General features: G+C 67.2%; 27 protein-coding genes, 1 tRNA gene and 1 pseudogene. 11 read left to right on the top strand and 18 right to left on the bottom strand.

The window, feature by feature from the left end; translation table 11 throughout:
• Positions 1-409: 409 nt before the first annotated feature.
• Both E0H45_RS29185 and E0H45_RS29190 read left to right on the top strand, forming a co-directional pair.
• Positions 410-1444, top strand: a complete 1035-nt coding sequence (locus E0H45_RS29185) for an FUSC family protein (RefSeq protein WP_131343172.1) — start codon at positions 410-412, stop codon at positions 1442-1444.
• Positions 1445-1581: 137 nt separating this feature from the next.
• Positions 1582-2064: a hypothetical protein gene (locus E0H45_RS29190; RefSeq protein ID WP_131343174.1), complete on the top strand. Its 483-nt coding sequence runs from the start codon at positions 1582-1584 to the stop codon at positions 2062-2064.
• Between the two features lie 112 nt (positions 2065-2176).
• Here the strand turns inward: E0H45_RS29190 and E0H45_RS29195 are convergent, their stop codons facing one another.
• Positions 2177-2524, bottom strand: a complete 348-nt coding sequence (locus tag E0H45_RS29195) for a hypothetical protein (RefSeq protein WP_131343176.1) — start codon at positions 2522-2524, stop codon at positions 2177-2179.
• Positions 2525-2628: 104 nt separating this feature from the next.
• The gene (locus E0H45_RS29200; protein ID WP_131343178.1) at positions 2629-3009 is read right to left on the bottom strand and encodes a hypothetical protein; all 381 of its coding nucleotides are present in this window, start codon (positions 3007-3009) and stop codon (positions 2629-2631) included.
• A 107-nt stretch (positions 3010-3116) separates the two neighbouring features.
• Between E0H45_RS29200 and E0H45_RS29205 the strand changes: the two genes are divergently transcribed.
• A complete protein-coding gene (locus tag E0H45_RS29205; protein ID WP_131343180.1) occupies positions 3117-3527 on the top strand; it encodes a hypothetical protein in 411 nt (136 codons plus the stop codon).
• A 919-nt stretch (positions 3528-4446) separates the two neighbouring features.
• Here E0H45_RS29205 and E0H45_RS43925 read toward each other — a convergent pair.
• Positions 4447-4617 (bottom strand): annotated as a pseudogene (locus E0H45_RS43925) (TIGR02391 family protein); the annotation flags it as partial.
• Between E0H45_RS43925 and E0H45_RS29215 the strand changes: the two are divergent.
• A complete protein-coding gene (locus E0H45_RS29215; protein WP_272949007.1) occupies positions 4544-5173 on the top strand; it encodes a tyrosine-type recombinase/integrase in 630 nt (209 codons plus the stop codon). The pseudogene E0H45_RS43925 and the gene E0H45_RS29215 sit on opposite strands and share 74 nt — an antisense overlap.
• 319 nt (positions 5174-5492) lie before the next feature.
• On the opposite strand, the gene E0H45_RS29220 is transcribed toward E0H45_RS29215, so the two are convergent.
• Both E0H45_RS29220 and E0H45_RS29225 read right to left on the bottom strand, forming a co-directional pair.
• The gene (locus tag E0H45_RS29220; protein ID WP_131343186.1) at positions 5493-6032 is read right to left on the bottom strand and encodes a potassium channel family protein; all 540 of its coding nucleotides are present in this window, start codon (positions 6030-6032) and stop codon (positions 5493-5495) included.
• A 117-nt stretch (positions 6033-6149) separates the two neighbouring features.
• Complete coding sequence (locus E0H45_RS29225) at positions 6150-7211, bottom strand: hypothetical protein (protein WP_165546624.1); 1062 nt, start codon at positions 7209-7211, stop codon at positions 6150-6152.
• A 289-nt stretch (positions 7212-7500) separates the two neighbouring features.
• On the opposite strand from E0H45_RS29225, the gene E0H45_RS29230 reads away from it, so the two are divergent.
• From E0H45_RS29230 to E0H45_RS29235, 3 genes are all read left to right on the top strand, one after another.
• Positions 7501-8793 (top strand): chloride channel protein, encoded by a 1293-nt coding sequence (locus E0H45_RS29230; protein WP_165546625.1) that lies wholly within the window; start codon positions 7501-7503, stop codon positions 8791-8793.
• Positions 8794-9000: 207 nt separating this feature from the next.
• Positions 9001-9393 (top strand): hypothetical protein, encoded by a 393-nt coding sequence (locus E0H45_RS42975; protein WP_202872618.1) that lies wholly within the window; start codon positions 9001-9003, stop codon positions 9391-9393.
• Positions 9323-9772, top strand: a complete 450-nt coding sequence (locus E0H45_RS29235) for a tyrosine-type recombinase/integrase (protein ID WP_202872551.1) — start codon at positions 9323-9325, stop codon at positions 9770-9772. The genes E0H45_RS42975 and E0H45_RS29235 overlap by 71 nt, the downstream gene beginning before the upstream one ends.
• A gap of 59 nt (positions 9773-9831) precedes the next feature.
• Here E0H45_RS29235 and E0H45_RS29240 read toward each other — a convergent pair.
• The 6 genes from E0H45_RS29240 to E0H45_RS43700 form a co-directional block, all read right to left on the bottom strand.
• Positions 9832-9904: transfer RNA gene (locus E0H45_RS29240), tRNA-Ala, on the bottom strand.
• A gap of 344 nt (positions 9905-10248) precedes the next feature.
• Positions 10249-10953, bottom strand: a complete 705-nt coding sequence (locus E0H45_RS29245; protein WP_238155357.1) for a histidine phosphatase family protein — start codon at positions 10951-10953, stop codon at positions 10249-10251.
• The gene (rsfS, locus tag E0H45_RS29250) at positions 10890-11276 is read right to left on the bottom strand and encodes a ribosome silencing factor (protein WP_131343193.1); all 387 of its coding nucleotides are present in this window, start codon (positions 11274-11276) and stop codon (positions 10890-10892) included. The genes E0H45_RS29245 and rsfS overlap by 64 nt, the downstream gene beginning before the upstream one ends.
• A 27-nt stretch (positions 11277-11303) precedes the next feature.
• Entirely contained in the window at positions 11304-11879 is a 576-nt protein-coding gene (gene nadD, locus E0H45_RS29255; protein ID WP_238155410.1) for a nicotinate-nucleotide adenylyltransferase, read from the bottom strand.
• Positions 11880-11936: 57 nt separating this feature from the next.
• A complete protein-coding gene (locus tag E0H45_RS42610; RefSeq protein ID WP_165546626.1) occupies positions 11937-12095 on the bottom strand; it encodes a hypothetical protein in 159 nt (52 codons plus the stop codon).
• A gap of 87 nt (positions 12096-12182) precedes the next feature.
• Positions 12183-12311 (bottom strand): hypothetical protein, encoded by a 129-nt coding sequence (locus E0H45_RS43700; protein ID WP_272949008.1) that lies wholly within the window; start codon positions 12309-12311, stop codon positions 12183-12185.
• Positions 12312-12455: 144 nt separating this feature from the next.
• Here E0H45_RS43700 and E0H45_RS29260 point away from each other — a divergent pair, with 144 nt between their 5' ends.
• On the top strand, positions 12456-12905 hold the full coding sequence (locus E0H45_RS29260; RefSeq protein ID WP_131343198.1) for an Lrp/AsnC family transcriptional regulator: 450 nt from the start codon (positions 12456-12458) through the stop codon (positions 12903-12905).
• On the opposite strand, the gene E0H45_RS29265 is transcribed toward E0H45_RS29260, so the two are convergent.
• Positions 12838-14043 (bottom strand): MFS transporter, encoded by a 1206-nt coding sequence (locus tag E0H45_RS29265; protein WP_131343200.1) that lies wholly within the window; start codon positions 14041-14043, stop codon positions 12838-12840. The two genes, E0H45_RS29260 and E0H45_RS29265, sit on opposite strands and share 68 nt — an antisense overlap.
• Before the next feature lie 81 nt (positions 14044-14124).
• On the opposite strand from E0H45_RS29265, the gene E0H45_RS29270 reads away from it, so the two are divergent.
• Positions 14125-14988, top strand: a complete 864-nt coding sequence (locus E0H45_RS29270) for a winged helix-turn-helix transcriptional regulator (RefSeq protein ID WP_131343202.1) — start codon at positions 14125-14127, stop codon at positions 14986-14988.
• On the opposite strand, the gene E0H45_RS29275 is transcribed toward E0H45_RS29270, so the two are convergent.
• A complete protein-coding gene (locus E0H45_RS29275; protein ID WP_131343204.1) occupies positions 14975-15862 on the bottom strand; it encodes an alpha/beta fold hydrolase in 888 nt (295 codons plus the stop codon). The genes E0H45_RS29270 and E0H45_RS29275 overlap by 14 nt on opposite strands.
• Positions 15863-15927: 65 nt before the next feature.
• Here E0H45_RS29275 and E0H45_RS29280 point away from each other — a divergent pair, with 65 nt between their 5' ends.
• The gene (locus E0H45_RS29280; RefSeq protein WP_202872552.1) at positions 15928-16506 is read left to right on the top strand and encodes a PadR family transcriptional regulator; all 579 of its coding nucleotides are present in this window, start codon (positions 15928-15930) and stop codon (positions 16504-16506) included.
• Positions 16507-16571: 65 nt separating this feature from the next.
• Here the strand turns inward: E0H45_RS29280 and E0H45_RS29285 are convergent, their stop codons facing one another.
• From E0H45_RS29285 to E0H45_RS29300, 4 genes are all read right to left on the bottom strand, one after another.
• The gene (locus E0H45_RS29285; protein WP_131343208.1) at positions 16572-17834 is read right to left on the bottom strand and encodes a glutamate-5-semialdehyde dehydrogenase; all 1263 of its coding nucleotides are present in this window, start codon (positions 17832-17834) and stop codon (positions 16572-16574) included.
• Positions 17835-18093: 259 nt separating this feature from the next.
• Positions 18094-18567, bottom strand: coding sequence for an HXXEE domain-containing protein (locus E0H45_RS29290; protein WP_131343210.1), 474 nt, complete (start codon positions 18565-18567; stop codon positions 18094-18096).
• A complete protein-coding gene (locus E0H45_RS29295) occupies positions 18564-18971 on the bottom strand; it encodes a spore germination protein GerW family protein (protein ID WP_131343212.1) in 408 nt (135 codons plus the stop codon). The genes E0H45_RS29290 and E0H45_RS29295 overlap by 4 nt, the downstream gene beginning before the upstream one ends.
• Before the next feature lie 17 nt (positions 18972-18988).
• Positions 18989-19498, bottom strand: a complete 510-nt coding sequence (locus E0H45_RS29300) for a flavodoxin domain-containing protein (RefSeq protein ID WP_131343214.1) — start codon at positions 19496-19498, stop codon at positions 18989-18991.
• 138 nt (positions 19499-19636) lie between these two features.
• On the opposite strand from E0H45_RS29300, the gene E0H45_RS29305 reads away from it, so the two are divergent.
• Positions 19637-20077, top strand: a complete 441-nt coding sequence (locus E0H45_RS29305) for a hypothetical protein (protein ID WP_131343216.1) — start codon at positions 19637-19639, stop codon at positions 20075-20077.
• On the opposite strand, the gene proB is transcribed toward E0H45_RS29305, so the two are convergent.
• A complete protein-coding gene (gene proB, locus E0H45_RS29310) occupies positions 20074-21186 on the bottom strand; it encodes a glutamate 5-kinase (RefSeq protein ID WP_131343217.1) in 1113 nt (370 codons plus the stop codon). The two genes, E0H45_RS29305 and proB, sit on opposite strands and share 4 nt — an antisense overlap.
• Position 21187: the final 1 nt, after the last annotated feature.

Genomic DNA, 21187 nt, shown 5'->3' on the forward strand with positions numbered 1-21187 from the left:
GGGCGGCACCGCGCGAGACTCTAGGCGTTGTCCGGCCCGGCGGGACGGTTCCCGGCGTCTGGGCCGCACCGGATGCGGCGGGTGGAGGATGCGATCCGGCCGGCATTGGGGGCGGTCGTGATGGCCTCCGGCGTCGTCTCCATCGATCTCTACTCAGACCATCGGGCGGTCCCCTCTGCCCTCACGCTCTGGTTCGCTGTGGGCGTCTGGTTGCTGCTGGCGGTGGTGGTGCTGGGCGTGCGGCTCGCCATCGAGCGTGGTCGGTTCGCGCGCGAGGCTAGGTTCCGTGCCCTTCCGTTCTGGAGCCGTCCGGGCGGTGGTCGAGTGGCTCGGCGGTCGGGTGGCTCGGTCGTTGGTCGGCGCGTAGAGTCACCACGGGACCGGGCGGATTCTTGGGTGGGTGGTGGACATGGGTGATGGTGAGAATGTCGGCCCCGGGGACCAAGAGCCGACCGAGGCTGCGGGACCTGCGGCGGACGGGCCGTCGGGTGGTCGTCGGATCCTCCATCTTCTCGGCGCGGTGCTGGTCGGGGTGGTGCTACCTGCGGTCGTGGTCGGCGTGCTGGTGGGCGAGTTGGGTGTCTCGGCGTTGTTCACCGGCGTGGTGTGGGGCGCTGTCGGTGCGAAGCTCGGCGGGACACGCAGGATGCTCTACGTGACGCCGCTGGTCGGGATCGTTGCCGGGCTGGGCGCATACACCGCATACGACTGGTGGTGGGCGGCGCTGCTGGCGGCAACGGGCGCAATCGCTGGTGCCGGGTACCGGTTCGGCTGGTTCGCCCCGCTGCTGATGGCTCCCTTCGCGGCCACCTTCGTCACGCCGGTCTCGACCGCCACATCCGCGGTCACCTTCGGCGCAATCGTCGCGGTGGGCACGGGGTACGGCATCGTGATCGTGCGTCGCTTCGGTGCTCCGGCGGTGGTCGAGGGCGCCCGGTACTCGCTGCCAGTCACCGCCGTCATCGCGCTCGCCTTCGGCGCGGTGATGGGTGCCGCCGCAGCTGTAGGGGTGGCGCTGTCGTGGACCGAGCCGTACTGGGTGCCAGAACCGGTCCTCGTCCTGATCATGTACGTGTTGATGGGACACCGTGAGCGGATTCAAGACAAGGCGCTCGGCACCGCGGTCGGTGCGGCCGCCGCGGTGGTCGTGGCGATCATCGCCCCGCCCCCGTGGGCCATGACCGCGCTCGCCGTGGTCGCAGTCTTGCTCGCGGTGCTGCAGCGGGCGACGTACTGGCGGATGTACGGCCTGTACACGTTCGCGCTCGTTTTGTTCCTGGCCGCTCCAGGGGACGTCGCGCACGAAGCCGAGGAACGCGGGTTCCAGATTCTCGCCGGTGTCGCCCTGCTGATTGTCGGCCTGGCCGCCCTCCATCTCATCGCGGACAGGCTGGCCAGGCGATACCCACAACCAGAACTGGCAAGCAATGCGCCGGATGCCTGATCGCTGACCCTGGCCGGTCGCCACGCGGCGGGGCCTTCAGATGAGAACCGGCGCCCGCAACAAGGCACACGCAAATCCCCATGACCGCGCGGATCGCGGCATGTGCGTGCGTTCGGTCCGATGAGATGATCCCGTCCATGACTGAGACCGTGGGCCGGGAGCTCGTTGCCCGTCTCCACCGCGTGGCCGTCGAGTTCGTCCTACCCGATGGGCTTCGCGTCGAAGATGCCGTCGTTCTCGCCGAGGATCTCGTCGCGGCCGGCTTCACCGGCTCAGCGACGGTCGAGGTGGCTTCACTTGAGCGCGGAGCGATCCGAAGTGACGCCGAGCACCCGATACGCGAGATGCTCGCGGAGTACGGGATCCGCGTGCCTGTGCCCACAGATGCGGATGACGAATACCGACTGCTGCTGACCGCGTTCGGGTACTGGAACCTTCCCCTCCACTTCTTCGAAGGGCCTTTCTACGTCCGCATCCCGGCGTGGGAAGACCAGGGGCCATTGGACCGCACGCTCGTGACCTTGCTCGACCGTCGAGACCACGAGACCAGCCCGGATGCTCGACTTTCAGTCGAGGACGAGATGCGTACCGCCGTGAGGGCTCTCGTTCCGGCGGTGTGATCAACGCCCTCATCTAGGCACGAGCGCATCGCGGCAGATCCGGTTACCGCAGCGCACGCTGTCGGCGGCTAGGAGAATGCACCGGCAGAGCTCCAAACAGAGTCGGCTCGGCCTACCACTCCGAGACGTCTTGGTGTTCGTTGAGCACGACGCCATGCCGGGACAACCGCGCTACCAGCCTGCGGAACTCCTGGGCGGTCTCCTCCGCCTGGAAGGCTCCGTAGAGATTGAACCGGCCAAACTCGAAGACCTCCTCGACCAACCTCATCGGAAGGCTGCTCTGGTCAGCGACCGGGATGACCGCTTCGACGTGCTCCTGCCAGAGATCAAGTCGTCGCTGTTCTGACCAGTGGGGCATCGAAGCGAGCGCCTGGGTAGCCGATTTCACTCGCGGATCATCGCTTCCAAACGCAGCGTCGATGGCGAGAGCCGCTTCGTGAACAACTGAACAGACGCCCATCGAACTCCTAGGGTGCGCAACGGTTACCAGTCAATCGCAACAGTGAACGACCCGACCTGTCATCGGCGTGAGCGCGCGGAATGCGGCAGATGAGGACGTTGTTGTCAGCAGCTCTCCTGAACCATGAGCATGACCCGGTGGTTCTGATCGCGGAAGTCGCCTAGTTCGAACTCGCTATTGGGAGGCGCGTTCCCGGCAAAGAACTCTTCCACGCGTGCCAGTAAGGCATCGCGCTGGGCGCCGCGCACCTCGGTCACATTGAGCTCGTAAGCGCGCACGACGTGAACGTCTGGGCGCTTCATGAGCCGTCTCGCCTGCTTCACATCCAGCGGGCCGCCACGCATCCGCCAGGCACTCCCGTCGACGTCGACCCACTCGCGATCATTTACCGGCCGCGGCCACGTCAGCCAACCGCCGCTGGATTCCGGAGCACCGTCGCCACGTGCGCTGGTCTCATCGAACTGTCGTGACTTCTTCTGGCCCACGAGCCCATGATCACACCGCCGAGCTCGCACCGCTCTCCGCACTGCCGTCCTGGACCTCTCACCAACATCGGCACGACCGCGCGGATCGCGGCAAATGAGTGCATCGCGTGACGCTGCGTCCGCGGCCGACGTACCTGTCCGAAAACCGCATCGGGTCGCGTCACGTTACGGCGCAGCAGATGACTAAGAACGACTCACGCGGGATGCCTCATCGGCCCCGCGAGGCCAGAACGGCCGATGGCCTCCACACGCAATGGCTGCTGCGGAGGTGGGGGCACATCGTCAAGCGGGTCGAAGTCGGCGTCGACGAAACTTCGATCGGCTGTCCCGCATGTGACGGCACCGAGGGTCTCGACGCACGTGACGAGCTTGAATCACTGATGCGCCGAGGCGGCAGACGAGCCGATCGCATCTCGGTCCAGGTGAAGGCGCTGGATGAGCGCTTCCTACGAGCAACTTCTCCGCAGCCGTTCTCGCCCGTCGACGGCACCTGGTGGCGCTATCGCAATCTGGATTGACTAGGTCGGTACCCGCCAAAATGACCTTGCTCCTGAACATCCCATCATCGGCTGCGCACGCGGATCGCGGCATATGCGGTAAACGGGGTGTGCAACGTTTGGGTGGTGACGAGCATCTTTATGGATGTGACAACGAACTCGAGCACTGCCCCGGCACTGCTAGCGGTCATGTGTCTAGGCCTTGGCGCGTGTAGCGCCCCTGCCAGTGACTCCACGAAGGGTTCGACGACCGCCGTGGTCTCATGCGCGAGTGCTCCCTTGTCAGTCACCTTCGCTGATCTCACCGTGAAGGCAGTCAACACGGGGACCAGCACGTGCAACCTTTCCGGGAGTCATCCGGTGGAGCTGCCGTGGTGGCGCATCGTGGGCCCCGGACCCTCCGCTGCTGCCGGCGCACTGCCTCCGGGCGCTGCTTTGGTGCAGGCCTACAAGCCTGAAGGCAGCAATGGTTGTCCATGGCCCGGTGCACCGAGTGGTGCCGCCCAACTCACCGTGTCTGTCGAGGGAAGGGCTCACGTGCTGAGCCTGCCTTCGACGGTCGTGCATGAGATTACGGAGTGCGACATGGTCTCGGTCCTGTCGCCGACCATTGAGCCCCGCGCCTCCTCATGAACTCGACGCGGCCGCGCCCAGACTCCAAGCAGAGCGAACTCCATCGGACTGCCGTCATAGGACGCAAGCAACGTCCGCAATTCGGCAGATCCGTGCATTGGTCGGCTGCCTCAGTTGGTCGCCAGACGTCTAGCTTGTCGCACATCAGTTGGCGGACATGTGTCGCGCATCTATTGGCGGATCACAGATGGGCCCGCTACAACTTGTCGCACGAAGGCTGAACCTACGGGATGAGGACCTCGGTCTCGTCGGTCCAACGGGCTACGGTCGACAGGACGGCTATATATTCCAAGGCCTGCTGTTCGGATCAGTCCGGCCGACGCGAGTGCGCGACCACGTTGCGGATGCCCGTGTAGGCTCCAATCGCGAGGTGGTAAAGACCGTCCTGTCTCGACTTCCACATTTTGGTCTCGCGATTGCCAGGTAGCCAGAGCCGCGTCCTGCCATTGCCCGAGTTCCGTGAGAAACCATCAGTGACAAGCTCGCGATCGACGAGCGTCGCGACCCGATCGAGTGGGAGTTCGTTCGTGTTCACCTCGCTGCAAGGCAAGCCCTGGTACCACTCGAACTTCCGCCAGCGCTTCTGGCGGCCCGCGTGGGATGGTGCCGATCCGAGCAACCCGACTTCGGTGCGCCACGTGCCTGCGATCCTTTCTGGCTTCCGGTTCCACGAGAGGCGGCACACGCACGCCACCTGGCTGACCGAGGACGGCATCGAGGAGGTCGCTCGCCGCGCTCGGCTTGGTCACAAGATGAAGGGCATGGGTCGCGTCTACGACCACGTGACGCCCGAGATGGAGCGCCAGATCTCGGAAGCGTTAGAGGACCGATGGGTTACGTCGGTACTCGCCCTGGACGATGGCGAGCGAGAGAAGCTGCTCACGTGGGTGCCCGTGATCAAGGACACCATCGAGAAGGCCCAGCAGGAGGCTGAGACCCTGGCGGCCAAGTTGGTGGGAGGCGAGCGCTTCTCCCAAATCTCTCCCGCTGGGGCCTCTAACGCAAACAGGCCAGGGGGCGAAAGTGCCTCCTGACCTGCGGTTTCGTGCGGTGGAGCTTAGGGGATTCGAACCCCTGACCTCTTCCATGCCATTCACAGACGCGCCTCGAATGCCCTTCTGACCGACCCAACCGGGCGTCCATGGACGTCCAGGGATGTTCGCGTCGGAGCGAGACGGTTGTCACTCAGTTAGTCACTCATCTTCAAGACTCCGGACCTGTTCCGAGCGCCAGAGCTGCGACTTCTGGGTTATGAGTAGCCCTGACGGTGTCTCACGTGCAGGTCTCGGTCTCGGGTCCCACCACGAGCCGCCCCGGTCGGATCGAGCAGCACCACGAGTGACACGCGCTAGCTCACCTCTCGCTCTCGTCCGGGTGTGCCCTGCCCCACTTCACGGCAGCCAGGAGTACCTGGATGCCCCACCCCAGCACGACCAGGTCCAACAGCATTTGTGTGGTGACTACGAGGCGGGCGGTCTCGCTCTTGGCGGAGATGTCGCCGAATCCAACTGTGGTGAAGATGGTGACGGTCAGGTAGAGCGCGTTGGAATGGTTGAGCGGCTCAGTGAACATCGCTGGGTCGTTGCGGCTGAGGATGAAGTAGTTGGCGGCGAAGAACAGCAGGAACAGGGGCGTGACCACCGCCAGTGACTCGGTTGCCCGGATAGCGGGGTGCCGCGAGTGAATGATCGCCCGGATCTGCCAGGCCGTTACTCCTCCCAGAACCGCGATGCCGATCGCGAGCTTCACAGGCACATGCGCGTCGCCCCCGCGGTCGAGTGGCAGCACGTAGTAGAGCGCCACCATGACCGTCGCCGACGCGAAGGCCCGAAGCAGCCCCCGCACGATGAGCCAGCGGCGGTGCCGCGGGGTGATGGGTTCAGCGCTGGTCATCCGGCGCCCTCCTGCTACGCGCCGGTGGACCTGAAGACCTGTCGACCTTCAGCGTTTGCATGGGGAGCTCGATAGGAGCTCGCCGGTGGCCGGCTGCTTTCCACGGCGGCCGCGTGCTCAGTGGGTCTCTGCCGGCAGTTCGGCCACCTCGTGGGTCTGTGGTGTTCCGCCCAGCTCGCTGAGCTTGTGTGACACGGCATCGGCCTCGAACTCCCAGGCCAGCACTCCTACTGCTGCGTGACCTGCCTCGAGCTCGCTGCTGATACGCGCGGCGTCCTCGTCGGAGATCTTGAGACCCTTGTGGAAGAACTCGCCGATGAATCCGCCCCCGACGACACCTGCGACCGCACCTCCTAGCAGGGACAGACCGCCGGTCGGTATCGCCGCGATGACGCCCAGGGCGACGCCGATCCCCATGCCCTTCTTCCCGGCACGCTTCCCGGCTTTGTGCTCCTTGAGCTTGCCCTTGTCGTTCATGACGAGTACGCCGACGCCGTCGAGCTTCATGTACTCGGTGGCCTCGTCCCAGTTCCTCATCACCATGGCCGCCTCGTCGGCGCGGTCCTCGCTGGGGAAGAACGCGAGCACCAGCTGTTGGGTGTCCCCATGGACCGCTTCTCTGTCTTTGCGCGGGGTCACCGCTTCCTGCCTGCTGATTCCGTGGCGTTCGAGGTAGGCGTAGACCTGTGCGGCGCCGTCGGAGTTCCCGTCCAGCTCGGACTTGATCCAGTTCCGCAGCGCGGGCTCGTGCACCATGAGGTCGTCGGCGAAGGCCTTCAGCTCAGGGTTCTTGGCGTGCTCGCCCATCTCGCTGTACAGCTTGTCGGCGTAGGGGGTTTCCTTCATTGTTTCCTTCGCCACGTCTTCGAACGACTTCTTGCGCGCCATGTCCATTCCCTGCCGGCCCAGCTTCTCGGCCTGCTCCAGGGTGACGCTCACGCCGGCGCCGTGGCCGAACTCCTCGGCGCGGTGGACGTTGTACCACTCCATCGTCGCGACCGCGGTCGCATTGTCGGCGTACTCGGGATACCTGTCAGCGATCCCCTCGAACAAGGCGGCACCGAAGATCTCCCCTTCCCAGCTGATCTTCAGAAACTCCTGCTCCGACCGTCCCCCAATGAGGCGGTGTCTCTCCACAAACGTCATGGCTCGACCCCCAAACTCAGACTGGGATGCCACCCCCGTTGGAGTACCTCCGTGGCCGTGGATGACGGAACGCAAGCCGCACCGTCGTTGGCAATCGTTACTGATGATTCGCCGCGCCTCGCAGAGGCTGCATCACCCCAGTGGGATGACCCGCCCGCCCCGACCGATCCGACATCCTGAGATCGCGGTACCCAAACCGGCGACGAGTTGTCGGCATGTCGCGGCGAAGGCGGACCGGCGGACACGGAGTGAGACCGCGGTGCCGGGGATTGTCTCTACTGAGGGGGGCCCACATGCGGACCAGGCAGAGGAACCACACCTCATGAGCGCCACGTCAGGATCGGCACCGGCGCCGCCGTTCCCTCAGACGCCACAGTTCTGGGTGCTGATGGTCAATGCGCTCGGACTCGGCGTCTTCGGCGCCTGCGTCGCCCTGCTGTTCATGGGACTGATCGGGCTTGGGGACGAGTGGTACACGGTCTCGGATCCGGGATGGTTCGGCGGACAGTGGTGGTGGCTGGCCGTCACGGCGGCGGCCGGAGTCGTGGTCGGCCTCCTGCGCCGGTGGACCCACCTGCCAGACAAGATCCCGAGCCTGATCGATGACCTCGAGCACGGCCACGTCGATGGCCGATCGGTGCCAGGGGTGGTGGTCGTCTCGGCTGCCTCGTTGATCGGAGGCGCCAGCCTCGGCCCGGAGCAGGCACTCGGAGCCATGGGCGGCGGCGCCGCGCAGTGGACCGCCCGACGACGCCGGCTCAACGATGAAGACAGCCAGGTGAACACCAGGGCCGGGTTCGCCGGCGCCTATGGCGGACTGTTCTCCAGCACCCTGATCGTGGTGATGCTCATCCTGGAGGTCTCCCGCCCGGGCGGGCAACGGATGGCCAAGACGCTGGCCGCCACGATCGTTTCTTCCAGCGTCTCGTTCGCGATCTACTTCGTCGTCGCGGGCGCCTTCTTCCTTGATGCCTACGCGGTGCCCGCCTTCACCTTCGAGGACTGGCAGTTGCTGGCCGGACTCGGCCTGGGCCTGTTCGCGGCGATGGTGGTGACGCTGCTGGGCGCCGTGATGAAGCTGGCAGCAAGGATGTTCGGCCGGCTCAAAGTGCCGGCCATCGTGCGGCCGGTGATCGGTGGCCTGGTGTTCGGTGTCGTCGGCGTGATCCTGCCGCTGACGATGTTCACCGGCAGCGACCAGCTCAAGACCGTGCTGCAGACCGGCGAGACACTCGGCGCGGGCCTCCTGGCCGCCCTCGTGATCGCCAAGATCCTCACCTTCGCCGTCTGTGAGGCGAGCGGATTCGTCGGCGGCCCGATCTTCCCAGCGCTCTTCGTCGGCGGCACGGCCGGAGTGTTCGTGCACCAAGTCTTCCCCGACATGCCCCTGGGACTCGCATTCACGTGCATGCTCGCCGCGGTTCCCGGAGCCCTGGTCTCCGCGCCGTTCGCGCTGGTCCTGCTCGCCGCGTTCATGAGCCAACTGGGCGCGCTGCAGACCGCACCCGTCCTCATCGCCGTCATCACCGCATTCCTCGCCGTGGAGTCGGTGAGGTACGTCGCAGCCACCCGCCGGCGCAGCAACCCACAGACGAGTCGGAAGACAAACCAATGATCCGTTCATCGGGTGCCTACCCACCTCCCGTTGTGCCTCCCAGGTCAAACAGAGGAGGCCCTTTCCCGATCGGGAAAGGGCCGCTGACCTGCGGTGGAGCTTAGGGGATTCGAACCCTGACCTCTTCCATGCCCTTCACAGCCTGGCCCTCAACGGCCCGCTGCGTGGCTCAAGTTGCCGTCCGTGGACGTGCGCAACTGTCCAGGGATGCACCACGCCGTTGCCACTCAGTTAGTCACGCACTCCTGGAGCTTCGCCTCGGAGGCCGGCACATCACTGATCGGAAGCGGACCGGAGCAAGCTCGTGGCGCGAAGGACGGCCGCCCGTCGAAGTCCCTCACGCTTGAGCAGGCGTCGAGGCTGCTCGACGTCGCGACGGCGACCCGGATGCACGCATACATCGTGGTGTCTCTGCTGACCGGCGCACGCACGGAGGAGATGCGGGCTCTCACCTGGGATCACGTGGACTTGAAGGGAGCGCAGTACGCCGAACCGCCCCGGCCGCCGTCGATCGAGGTGTGGCGGATCGGTGCGCGAGCGAGGCGACACGAAGACGCGCAAGTCTCGCCGGACCCTCCGGCTTCCGGAACGATGCGTTGAGGCGCTGACGGACCACCTACAACACCAGGAGATCGCAAGGGCCACTGCTGGCGATCGGTGGAGGCATCACAACCTCGTGTTCTGCACCTCGATCGGCACCGAGCTGGACGCCGCCAACGTCCGGCGCGCCTTCCGTCGCGTGGTCGCCCTGACACCTGGACTGAACGCGGCGGACTGGACGCCTCGCGAGCTGCGACACAGCTTCGTGTCGTTGCTCAGCGCCAGCGGTGTGCAGATCGAGCAGATCTCGCAGTTGGTCGGGCACAAGAGCACCCAGGTGACCGAGACCGTGTACTGGCACGAGTTGCGGCCGGTGCTGACCGAGGGGGCCGAAGCGATGGACGAGATCCTGCCCCGAAACCGTGAGTCACTCAGTTAGTCACTCAGGTCATGAAAGAGGCCGGTTTCCCGAGTGGGAAACCGGCCTCTGACCTGCGGTGGAGCTTAGGGGATTCGAACCCCTGACCTCTTCCATGCCATGGAAGCGCGCTACCAACTGCGCCAAAGCCCCGCGGTGTCTTGCGACTCCGAAAGCTTAGCGGATGAGTGCCTGCAAAGAAAAATCGGTTCCCTCGTGGGGCTGGTGAGGTAGATGACAGTCCGTTTGCGGTCTCCAGACAGGTATGACGAGAGCTTGATCTGCACGGTCTCTCCACTGCTTGCGGTACGTCGCGGCGCGGCCCGGAGGCTCCCGAAGCAGCGGCCCGAGCGTTTGGGGAGGCCTGTCCCCCGGGATCGGGCAGTAGCACTCCCCGAACCAAACCGCGGGCGTCCCCAAACTGGTTTGGGGAGGACTGCCACTGCGACGAGGCCGGGCTTGCACCACGAGCGCCCGGCGCAGGACACCAGTACTTCTTAGCGTTGGGGGTCGTCGCTCATTACTGGTTCGGGGAGGGAGCCGGCGTTCCATTCTTCGATTCGCCAGCCGGCGCGGCCCGGGAGCAGAGAGACCCAGTTGCAGTTGGCGAGGCCTCCGAAGGCGGGCCAGTTGGCTTGCGGGATGCCGAGGAACAGGCAGATGCCGACGCGGGCGGCGAGGCCGTGGGTGGCGATCACGATGGTGTCCTCGGAGGATCCCTCCGACGAGATGCGGGACAGCGCATCGGCGAAGCGCTCCGCGACTTCTTCGATGGTTTCGCCGTTGGAGCCGCGGCGCTGCGGTTCGCCGCTGCGGATCCGGGTGGCGGCCTCAGGGTTGACGGCGGCGAGCTCGGCCATGGTGAGGCCGGCCCAGTCGTCGACGTCGATCTCGCGGAGCGCCTCGTCGTACTCGATCTTCAGACCGGTCAGTGCGGCGAGCTCACCCGCGGTGGACGCGGCACGTTGCAGGTCGCTGGCGAAGAGCCGCGTGGGCGCGAGCGACGCGAGTCGAGCGGCCGCGGCGCGTGCCTGTGCTACGCCGACCGCGTCGAGCGGGATGTCGGCCTGGCCCTGGATCTTGTCCTGCAGGTTCCATTCCGTCCGGCCGTGCCGCCAGACGATCAGTCGGCCCGCGCTCATTCCGCCGAAGCCGAACCAGGGACGGGCGACGGCAGCGGGATCACCGGGCAGTCGCGCCACAGGCGCTCCAGCGAGTAGAACGAGCGCTCCTCGTCGTGCTGGACGTGGATGACGATCTCGAGGTAGTCGAGCAGCACCCAGCGGCCCTCGCGGGCGCCCTCCCGGCGGACCGGCTTGGCGTCGAAGTCGACGCGGAGCTTCTCCTCGATCGCGTCGACGATCGCGCGCACCTGGCGGTCGTTGGAGGCGGACGCGACCAGGAACGCGTCGGTGATGGCGAGTTGCTCGGACACGTCGAAGGCGAGAACGTTCTCGGCCTTCTTGTCATGGGCCGCCTCGGCGGCCGCGGTGAGCAGCTCGATGGCGCGTTCGCTGGCTGGCATGTGGTCCCGTCCTTAAAACTGCTGGGTCTAACGGTTGGTATAGAGCTCACGCTTGGCGATGTACTGGACGATGCCGTCCGGCACCAGGTACCAGGTCGGGTTGCCCTTGGCGACCCGGGCGCGGCACTCGGTCGACGAGATCGCCAGCGCCGGCACCTCGAGCAGGGTGATCCGATTCATCGGCAGCTGGTCCAGCGGCAGTTCGAGTTGCTCGGTACCGGGCCGCGTACAGCCGACGAACTGGGCCAGCTTGAACATCTCGTCGACGTCCCGCCAGGTCAGAATCTGGGCGAGCGCGTCGGCACCGGTGATGAAGAACAGCTCGGCGTCCGGGTACAGCGCGGACAGGTCGCGCAGGGTGTCGATCGTGTACGTCGGACCGGGCCGGTCGATGTCGACCCGGCTGACCGAGAACCGCGGATTCGACGCGGTCGCGATGACCGTCATCAGGTACCGGTCCTCGGGCGGGGAGACCTTCCGGTCCGACTTCTGCCACGGCTGGCCGGTCGGGACGAAGATCACCTCGTCGAGGTCGAAGTACGACTGCACCTCGCTGGCCGCGACCAGGTGCCCGTGATGGATCGGGTCGAACGTGCCACCCATCACGCCGATGCGTCGTACCCGCTCCACAAAAGCCACGTCAGCCTTTCACCAAGCCGCTCAGCTGTGCGGCCGGCCCTTGCCCATGATGACGGTGACGAGCAGCAGCAGGACGAGGACGAAGAGCGCGAACCCGCCGTACCACCACTTCGAGATGTGCGAGGCCTCGACCGCGGCCTCTTCGAGAGCCGCGACCTGCGGCACCAGGAGCGTGAACATGAGGCAGAGCCTATCTCGTGACCGCCGGAACGACAGCGACCGGTGGCCCCGGACACTCGCCGCGGGACACCGGTCGCGATAGGAAGGTCAGCTGTGGCGGCCGTTACGGGTCAGCAACCGGCGCCAGGCAGACGGTACGGCGTGCACGCGGCGGGCCTGCGCTGCGGCGCGGTGCATCTCGTCGATACGGGCACGGGCAACTTCGGGGGTGATCATGGTTCCTTCACAGGGTTGGTACGGCGGAACCGGGGCGGACTGTCCCCGGTACCTCAAATTGTACGGTAAGAGTTACGCTCTCACAAACGAATTGAAGGCACAGGACATTCCTGACCTTAGAATCTGCGGTGAACAGGAGGCGTCATGGACGCGATCGATCGGCAGCTGATCGAGGCGCTCCGGCTGAACGGCCGCTCCAGCTGGGCCGAGCTCGGCCGGGTGGTCGGCCTGTCCGGCCCGAGCGTCCAGGAGCGGGTACGACGTCTCGAGGAGCGCGGCGTACTGCTCGGCTACCGCGCGGTGGTCGCCCCGGAGCAGGTCGGCCTCGGCACGAGCGCGCTGATCGGGTTGTTCCAGCGCGACGACGTCGAGACCGACGACATCGTCGAGCAGGTCCGCGAGATCCCTGCGGTCGAGGACTGCTGGTTCGTCGCCGGTGACCAGGAGCTCGTGGTCAAGGTCCGGGTGGCCGACGTGACGCAACTGGAGGCGGTCGTCGGCTCGCTGCGCCGCGTGAACGGCGTGGTCAGGACCCGGACGACGGTTGTGCTGTCGACTCGCTGGGAAGGACGTCCCGCACCCTTGCCCGGGTGAGCAGCAGTACGGCGCCCGCAGCCAGCGCCAGGCCCGCGGCCACCGGGTAGAGCAGTTGCGGCGCGTGCTGGTACGTCGTACCGCCGATCGCCGGCGCGAGGAACATGCCGCTGATCGACGCGGCGGCGTACAGGCTCGAGTACCGCCCGACCATCCCCTCCGGCGCCGCGTCGGCCACGTAGGCAGTGGCGGTCGGCTTGTAGAGCATCTCCCCCGCCGTCATCACCACGATCGCGAGCGCGGCGCCCGCCAGCACCGGCCAGACGCCGAGGATCGCGAGCCCCAGGCCGATACACGCGAACCCGGCCGCGATTACCCGGGTCGCCCGGTGACCCTGGAGGCGTACGGCGATCGGCGCCTCGAAGAGGACGATGACGACCGAACTCGCCCCGAGCAGTACGCCGTATGCGACCGCCGGCGTACCCGCATCGCGCAGGAGCAGGGGCATGGTGGCGAAGATCTGCCGGTAGACGGTGTCGACCACCACGATCGTCGCGAGCACCATCAGGACCGGGCGGTCGCTCAGGACCGACTTCCACAGACCGGTTGCCGACGGCCCCGACGTACGGCGCGCGCTCGGGACCCAGCGCCACACGATCGCGGCCATGACCAGGCTGGTGACGGCGTCGACGACGAAGACCAGCGAAAAGTCGTACGCCGCGAGCAGGCCGCCGAGCGGCGGTCCGATGGTGAAGCCGGCGTTGGATGCGGTGCGGGACAGCGCGATGCCTTCGCGGCGACGCTCGGGCGGGAGCGCGGTCGCGACGAGGGCGCTCAGGTTGGGGCGCCCGGCTCCGCCGAAGAGACCGGCCAGCGCCGCGACGACCGCAATCGAAGCACCCGGCACGAGCGGCATCGCCATGCACGAGATCGCCCACAGCAGTTGGCTCGCGAGCGCCGCCGTACGCAGACCGAACCGGTCGCCGAACCAGCCGCCGCCGAGGTTGCCGCCGACCAGGCCGACACCGTACGCCGCCGCGGCGAAACCGGCCTGCTGCGCCGACATGCCGCGGTCCTCGACGAGGTAGAGCGTGAGGTAGACCCAGGCGAGCGCACCGGCCCCGTTGACGAGCTGGCCGACCATCACCGCCTTGAGCCAGGTGGGCAGCTCCGCGATCCGGCGCCAGTACACGTCCACCCCTCCGGTACAGTGAGTTCCTGTTGGGAACTTACTCGACCCGCCGGCGTGCCGGCAACCGGGATTCCAAGGAGGGCGGACGTGCGGCGGAGCACTTTCTCGCCCGAGCCGGACTGCGCGATCGCGCAGTCCCTCGGCGTCGTCGGCGACGGCTGGGAACTGCTGATCGTCCGCGATCTGGCGCGTGGGCTGGCGCGGTTCGACGAACTGGCGGGGTCGTTGCACATCTCGCGGAAAGTGCTGACCGAGCGGCTGAACGGCCTGCTGGAGAGCGGGATCGTCGAGCGGTCGGCGTACCAGGACCGGCCGACGCGCTACGCCTACGAGTTGACGCCGCGCGGGCGCGCACTACTGCCGGTCCTCGTCGCACTGCAGGACTGGGGCGATCGCTGGCTGCTCGGCGACGGGTCGCTCACCGGGACGAACGCCGCGGACGAGCCGCCGGCGCAGCGCCTGCAGGAGCTCGTGGGTCAACGGGTGCCGCACGTCGCTTTGCCGTCGATCGCTGGTACGACGGTTGATGTGGTGGATGCGGACGCGCGGGCGACCGTGCTCTTCGGGTACCCGGCGACCGGCCGGCCGACTCGGCTACCGGACGGGTGGGACGAGATCGCCGGGGCGGCCGGATGCACGTTGGAGAATCGGCTCTTCGCGGGCCGGTACGTCGACTTCGCGTCGCAGCGGATCGCGGTCCGCGGGGTGAGTACGCAGCGGACCGACGAGCAGCAGGCGTTCGCTCGGGCGGAAGAAATCCCACACCTACTGCTGTCCGACCTCGATCTGGAACTCGTGGCGGCGCTGCGGTTGCCGACGTTCCGGGCCGGCGGGTACGAGCGGTTGAAGCGGGTCGTGCTGGTGGTGGGCGCGGACCGGGTGGTGCAGGCGGTGCGATACCCGGTCACCGACGTCGCGGATGCCGTCGACTGGGCGCTCACGACTGCTTGAAGAAGGCCTTCACCTCGGCGGCGATGCGGCGTACCACCTCGGGCTTGCCGTTCGGGTTGACGCCGCCGGGGTCCGAAGACGAGCCGTGGTCGTAGCCGTCGAACTCGATCCGCCGGCAGTGCGGTAGGACCTTCTCCAGGGATGCCCGGCCGGGCCCGAGGCCGGGAAGACCTTTGCTGCCGCCGAGGAGCAGGACCTCGGCCTCGACGGTGCGGAAGTTGTCGAAGGTGCCGCCCAACTCGGCGACGATCGTGCCCTCGACGTGGATCGTCGGGGCCAGCTGGCGCATGGTGATCGCGCCGGCGTCGGCCTGGCGCTCCTCCTTCGACATCATCTTCTCGGTCATCCAGCGCAGCAGACCGCGCGGCATCACCTTGAGGAACGCCGGCGCCATCTCGAAGCCGAACATGCTCGTCACCATCGCTCCGGCGACGTCGCCGCGGGCGATCTCCTGGTCGAACCGTGCCAGCCACTCGCGATGCGGCGCGCCGTCGGCGACGATCGCGGGCTCGTAGAGCGCGATCTGCTTGAGCGTTGGGAGGGTGCGGGCTGCCTCCAGGACCACTGCTCCCCCGGCGCTGATGCCGAACGCGCGCTCGGCTCCGGCCGCAGTGAGAACGGCGTCCAGGTCCTCAATCTCGGTGCGGACGCTGTGGTCCGGCTGGTGCGGGCCGGAGAGTCCGCGGCCGCGGCGGTCCGGGAGGTAGACGGTGAACTCGTCGGCCAGCGCCTCCGCGAACAGCGTGTGGCTGCGGGCCGACTCCATGCTGCCGTGCAGGACGACGACGGCCGGGCCCTCGCCGGTCTTGTAGTAGCCGATCTCGGTGCCGTCGCGGGAGGTGGCGGTGCCTTGGGTCAGTTCTGCTGCTCTCATGGATCGATAGTTACATGCGGTCTAGTTACATTGCAACTAGTTTCTTTGTCCCCTATGGTGGAGAGGTGACTTTTCGACGCTCAACGCTGGCGCTGGCGATCCTCGGCCTGCTGGAGAACGGGCCGCTGCATCCGTACGGGATCCAGCGGCTGATCAAGCAATGGGGCAAGGACCAGGTGGTCAACGTCGGGCAGCGGACCAGCCTGTACCGGATGATCGTGCGTCTGGAGGAGGCCGGTCTGATCACGGCCGGCGCGACGGAGCAGGACGAGCGGTATCCGGAGCGGACGGTCTACCACCTGACCGACGAGGGGCGGGAGGTCTGCCTGGAGTGGTTGGCGGAGATCCTGACGACGCCGCGAAACGAGTTCCCGGAGTTTCCAGCTGGGTTGTCGTTCGTGATGCTGCTACCGCCGGAGACCGCGGGTGAGTTGCTTGGTCAGCGGCGCGAGCGGTTGACCAAGCGGATCGCGGAGTTGCAACTGGAGCTGCGGACGGAGGTGGACGGGCAGCCGATTCCCCGGTTCGCGCTGCTCGAGACGGAGTACCAGGTCGCGGTCGCCGTTGCTGAGGCGAAGTGGATCGATGCAGTCCTCCACGACCTCCGAACAGGCACCCTCACCTGGACCCCAGGCCCGGCCTGACACCACCTCGGAACAAGAGGGTCGGGGTGTGACGGGGTGGGGTGGTGGTGGGGGCCGGTGAGTGGTTAGGTGCGGATTTGGCCTTCGCCGGTGACTACGTACTTGGTGGAGGTCATTTCGGGGAGGCCCATGGGGCCGCGGGCGTGGAGTTTCTGGGTGGAGATGCCGATCTCGGCGCCGAAGCCGAACTCGCCGCCGTCGGTGAAGCGTGTGCTCGCGTTCACCACAACCGCCGCCGAGTCGACCGCGGTCGTGAACCGGCGCGCGGCCGCCTGCGAGCGGGTGATGATCGCGTCGGTGTGACCCGAGCTGTACCGGCGGATGTGCTGCACCGCGTCCTCGAGCGAGTCCACGACGGCCGCCGACAGATCGAGCGAGTTGTACTCCGTCCCGAAGTCCTCCTCACTCGCCTCCACCACCGCACCCGCCGGCGGCTGGTTGTTGCTGGCTGCAACTACCTTGGGGTCGCCGTGCACGGTGACGCCGGCTTCGGCGAGCGCAGGCAGTGCACGGGCGAGGAACTCGTCGGCCACCGATGCGTGCACCAGCAGGGATTCGGCGGCGTTGCACACGCTCGGGCGCTGGGTCTTGGAGTTGAGCAGGATCTCCAGCCCGAGGTCGAGATCCGCCTCCGCGTCGATGTACACGTGACAGTTGCCGACCCCGGTCTCGATCACCGGTACGGACGACTCGCTGACCACGGTCTGGATGAGCCCGGCGCCACCGCGCGGGATCAGTACGTCGACCATGCCGCGTGCTTGCATGAGCTCCTTCACCGCGGCCCGATCCGTCGGCACGCCCTGCACGATGTCGGCCGGTAGACCGGTCGACTCCGCGGCGTCCCGCAGTACGGCGATGATCGCCTCGTTGGACGCGGCTGCGGACGACGAACCTCGCAGCAGGACCGCGTTTCCGGACTTCAGGCAGATGCCCGCGGCATCGGCCGTCACGTTCGGCCGAGCCTCGTAGATGATGCCGACGACGCCGAACGGCACCCGCACCTGCCGGAGCTCGAGTCCGTTGGGCAGCGTGTACCCGCGGACCACCTCACCGATCGGATCCGCCAGCCCCGCGAGCTGCTCCAGCCCGGCCGCCATCGCGTCGACCCGCGCCGGGTTCAGCGCCAGCCGGTCGACCGTGGACTCCGGCGTACCGGCATCGCGCGCAGCCGCCACGTCCTTCGCGTTCGCCGCGACGATCGCGTCCGTGTTCGCCCGCAACGCCGCCGCCATCGCGTGCAACGCCGCGTCCTTGGTCGCCCGGGACGCCTCCGCCAACGCGTACGACGCCACCCGCGCCCGCCGAGCCAACTCGATGATCTCGCTCACCCCTTCATCGTATTGCCCCGCACTCACGAAGAAGGACGCCGATCTCACCAGACGACCCCAACCCCCGGACGCCCGCCATTCATCAACCGCCAGTTCCTCGCCACGACCACGCGTGGGCATCCCGACAGGCAGCCCGTCCGGCCGGGTTGATGAGTGGTGGGGATCCGCGGATCGCCAGGCCATCACAATCGCTCACAGGACGCGCGGCCGAGCGTGGCGGCGGTCACGGTCGCGCATTGTGATGGCGTGGCGATCGGCTTCAGGTTCGTCGGAGGCGGGGAAGGCGGGCGATCGCGTGGGAGAGCGGGACGATCGCGGCGAGGGCGAGGGTGAGGCGGCGATCGGTCGGGGCGATCGGTACGCCCTCGGTCTTCAGGCGTCGCCAGGCCCACACGCTGAACGGGATCACCACCAGAGGCGTAGTGATCAGGCCGGGCGTGTAGCGGCGCAGTACGGCGGACTGGGCGAGGTGGGTGCCGGCGTGGAGGCCGAAGCCCATCAGCGATGCCTGGAAGAACTTGCTGCGTCCGCCGGTGGCCGCACCCGCGGCGGAGGCGGCCGCGATCGCGACGCCAGTCAGCCCGATGGCCGTGGCCGCCTCGCTGCGCGACATCGGCAGCACCTTCGTGAGCGGTGCCGGCAGATCGGGCTGCTGCGAGAAGGACGGCATCGTCGCCAGCTCCTCGAGGTCGTGCACGATCCACGCGGCGAGCAGACCCCAGGCGAGTTTCACTCGGTCATCGTAGGTTCTTCCGGCAGAGGCTGTTGGCGGCGGTCGCGGATCATCTTGAACAAGGTGCGGAGGGTCAGCAGCGCGACGATTCCGACCAGTTGGCCACCCAGGATGACCTTGGTGACGTCGATCGCGGGTGACCAGGTGACCTTGTCGTTGCCGAGCACGTAGACGCCGACCGGCCTCGCGGACAGCCCGAGGCCTCCGCCGGACCCGTCGGCCGCGCGGCCGTTGCTGTTGTCACCACGACCACCACCTCCACCACCACTGATCCGTGCGACCGGAAGCACGGTGATTCCTTTGTGACGCACCGGAGCACCGAAGACCGTTCCGGCCTTGACGCCGTCCACCACTCCGCGCAGGACGTCGAGCACGTCCGCCCGCGTCTCGTCAGACTTCGCCATCCCTTTCACCTCCTGGCTCATTTCGTCTCGGCAGGTGCGCCGGCCCGCAGTTGACTGGCGATGGTGTGCGCCCAGTCAGCGATCCGCTCCTGGTTGCGGAAGTCGCCGCCCGTACCGTTGCGGACCATGGTCTTGGCGATGAATCCGCCGGCCTCCTCGGTGAGGCGGCCACCGAAGGTCACGTGCTCGACAGCGCCGAGGCGCTCGAACACCTTGGCGACCTGAGCCACGGGAGGGATCTCGCCGATATCAGCAGAATCGTCCAGCGGGCCGCTGCTGAACAGCCAGACCGGTCGGCCCAGAAGCGCCTTGGTGTGCCGACGCGCGAATGTGCGCGCATCACGATGCCACCGACCCGCGTAGAGCGCCCCGCCCAGCACAACAGCGTCGTACTCCTCCACCGACCGGACATCGGCAGCCGGACGAGCCTGCGCCATCAGCCCTTCCGCCTGCAACGCGGCGACGATCATGTCGGCGATCCCCGCCGTCGACCCGTTCTTACTGCCGTACGCAACCAAGACGTTCATGTCGGCTCCTCACACCTCTGTCCCAGCCTCACCGAAACGATGGACGAGCAGCAGGGCCTACGGACCTCGCAGGACAGGACCTTTGGGGCAGGACAGTCGCTGTCGTTCCGGCGAAGCTTGTAGCGAGGAGGTGCGATCATGCTGAAGCGGACCGGACGCCGCCCCTCACGGGCCGGCCGGCGGACCGGCTATGTGTTCGCCATCGTGTTCAACGCTGCAGCGCTCTACGCCATCCATTTCTGGCCGGGCTGGCAGCAGGTGCCGTTCCTGACGTCCGAAACCCAGCAGATCCTCGGCTGGGTCACCGCGTCACTGATCGCGGGACTCGGCGCGAACGTCGTCTATCTGCTCGTGGACCCACCGCGGCTGAAGTCGCTGGGTGACCTGGTCATCACCGGCATCGGCCTGGTGGCGATCATTCGCGTCTGGCAGGTCTTCCCGTTCGACTTCGGCGATACCTCGTTCGACTGGGCGATGCTCGTGCGCATCATGCTGGGCATCGGGTTCGTCGGGTCGATCGTGGCCATGATCGTCCAACTCGTCGTGCTGGTGGCGGACGGGAGCCGCGCGCGGCGTTAGAGGAGAACCAGGTCGTCGCGGTGGACGACTTCGCGTTCGTACGCCGAACCCAGCTCGCGAGCAAGGTCCCGTGTTGAGCGGCCCAGGAGGTCGGGGAGCTCGGAGGCGTCGTAGTTCACGAGTCCGCGGGCGATGACGACCCCTGTTGGCGACACGAGGTCGACCGGGTCACCGGCGGAGAAGTTCCCTTCTACCGCAGTGATTCCGGCCGGCAGCAGAGACGCGCGACGCTGCGTGACCGCACGGACTGCTCCTTCGTCCAACCGCAGGATGCCCTGCCCCAAAGTGGCGTGTGCCAGCCACAGCAGGCGCGTCTTGCGGCGCCGGCCGGTCGGATGGAACAGCGTGCCGACGGGCTCCCCGCGGAGCGCCTCACCGACTCTCGCGGCAGAGGTGAGGATCACCGGAATCCCTGCCTCCGTAGCGATTGCGGCCGCCTCGACCTTCGTCTGCATACCGCCCGTACCGACGCCCGACGCGCCAGACTTCCCGATCGCGAGCGGCTCCAGGTCGGCGGCACCACGGATCTCGGTGACCATCGACGTACCAGGTTTGCGCGGATCCCCGTCGTACAGCCCGTCGACGTCGGACAGCAGGAGCAGCAGGTCGGCGTGCACGAGGTGACTGGTCAGCGCCGCGAGCCGGTCGTTGTCGCCGAAGCGGATCTCGGTGGTCGCGACCGTGTCGTTCTCGTTCACGATCGGTACGACGCCCAGCTCGAGCAACCGGGCAAACGTCCGGTAGGCGTTGCGATAGTGCGATCGGCGCGTCACGTCGTCGACCGTCAGCAGCACCTGGCCGACCCTCAAACCGTGCGCCGCGAAGGCATCGCTGTAGCGGGCCATCAGCAGCCCCTGGCCGACCGAAGCAGCGGCCTGCTGCGTCGCCAGGTCACGCGGCCGGGTGCGCAACCCCATCGGGGCCAGGCCGGCGGCGATCGCGCCGGACGAGACAAGTACGACCTCGGCGCCTTCCACCCGGCGCGCCGCGATGGCGTCGACGAGCAGCCGGAGCCGTTCGAGGTCGATCTTGCCGCGCTGGGTCAGCGACGACGAGCCGACCTTCACGACGATTCGCGTGGCGTTCAACGCCTCCGCGCGCTGTGTCATG

It is taken from the genome of Kribbella soli, assembly GCF_004331345.1.
In the GTDB taxonomy this organism is placed as follows: domain Bacteria; phylum Actinomycetota; class Actinomycetes; order Propionibacteriales; family Kribbellaceae; genus Kribbella; species Kribbella soli.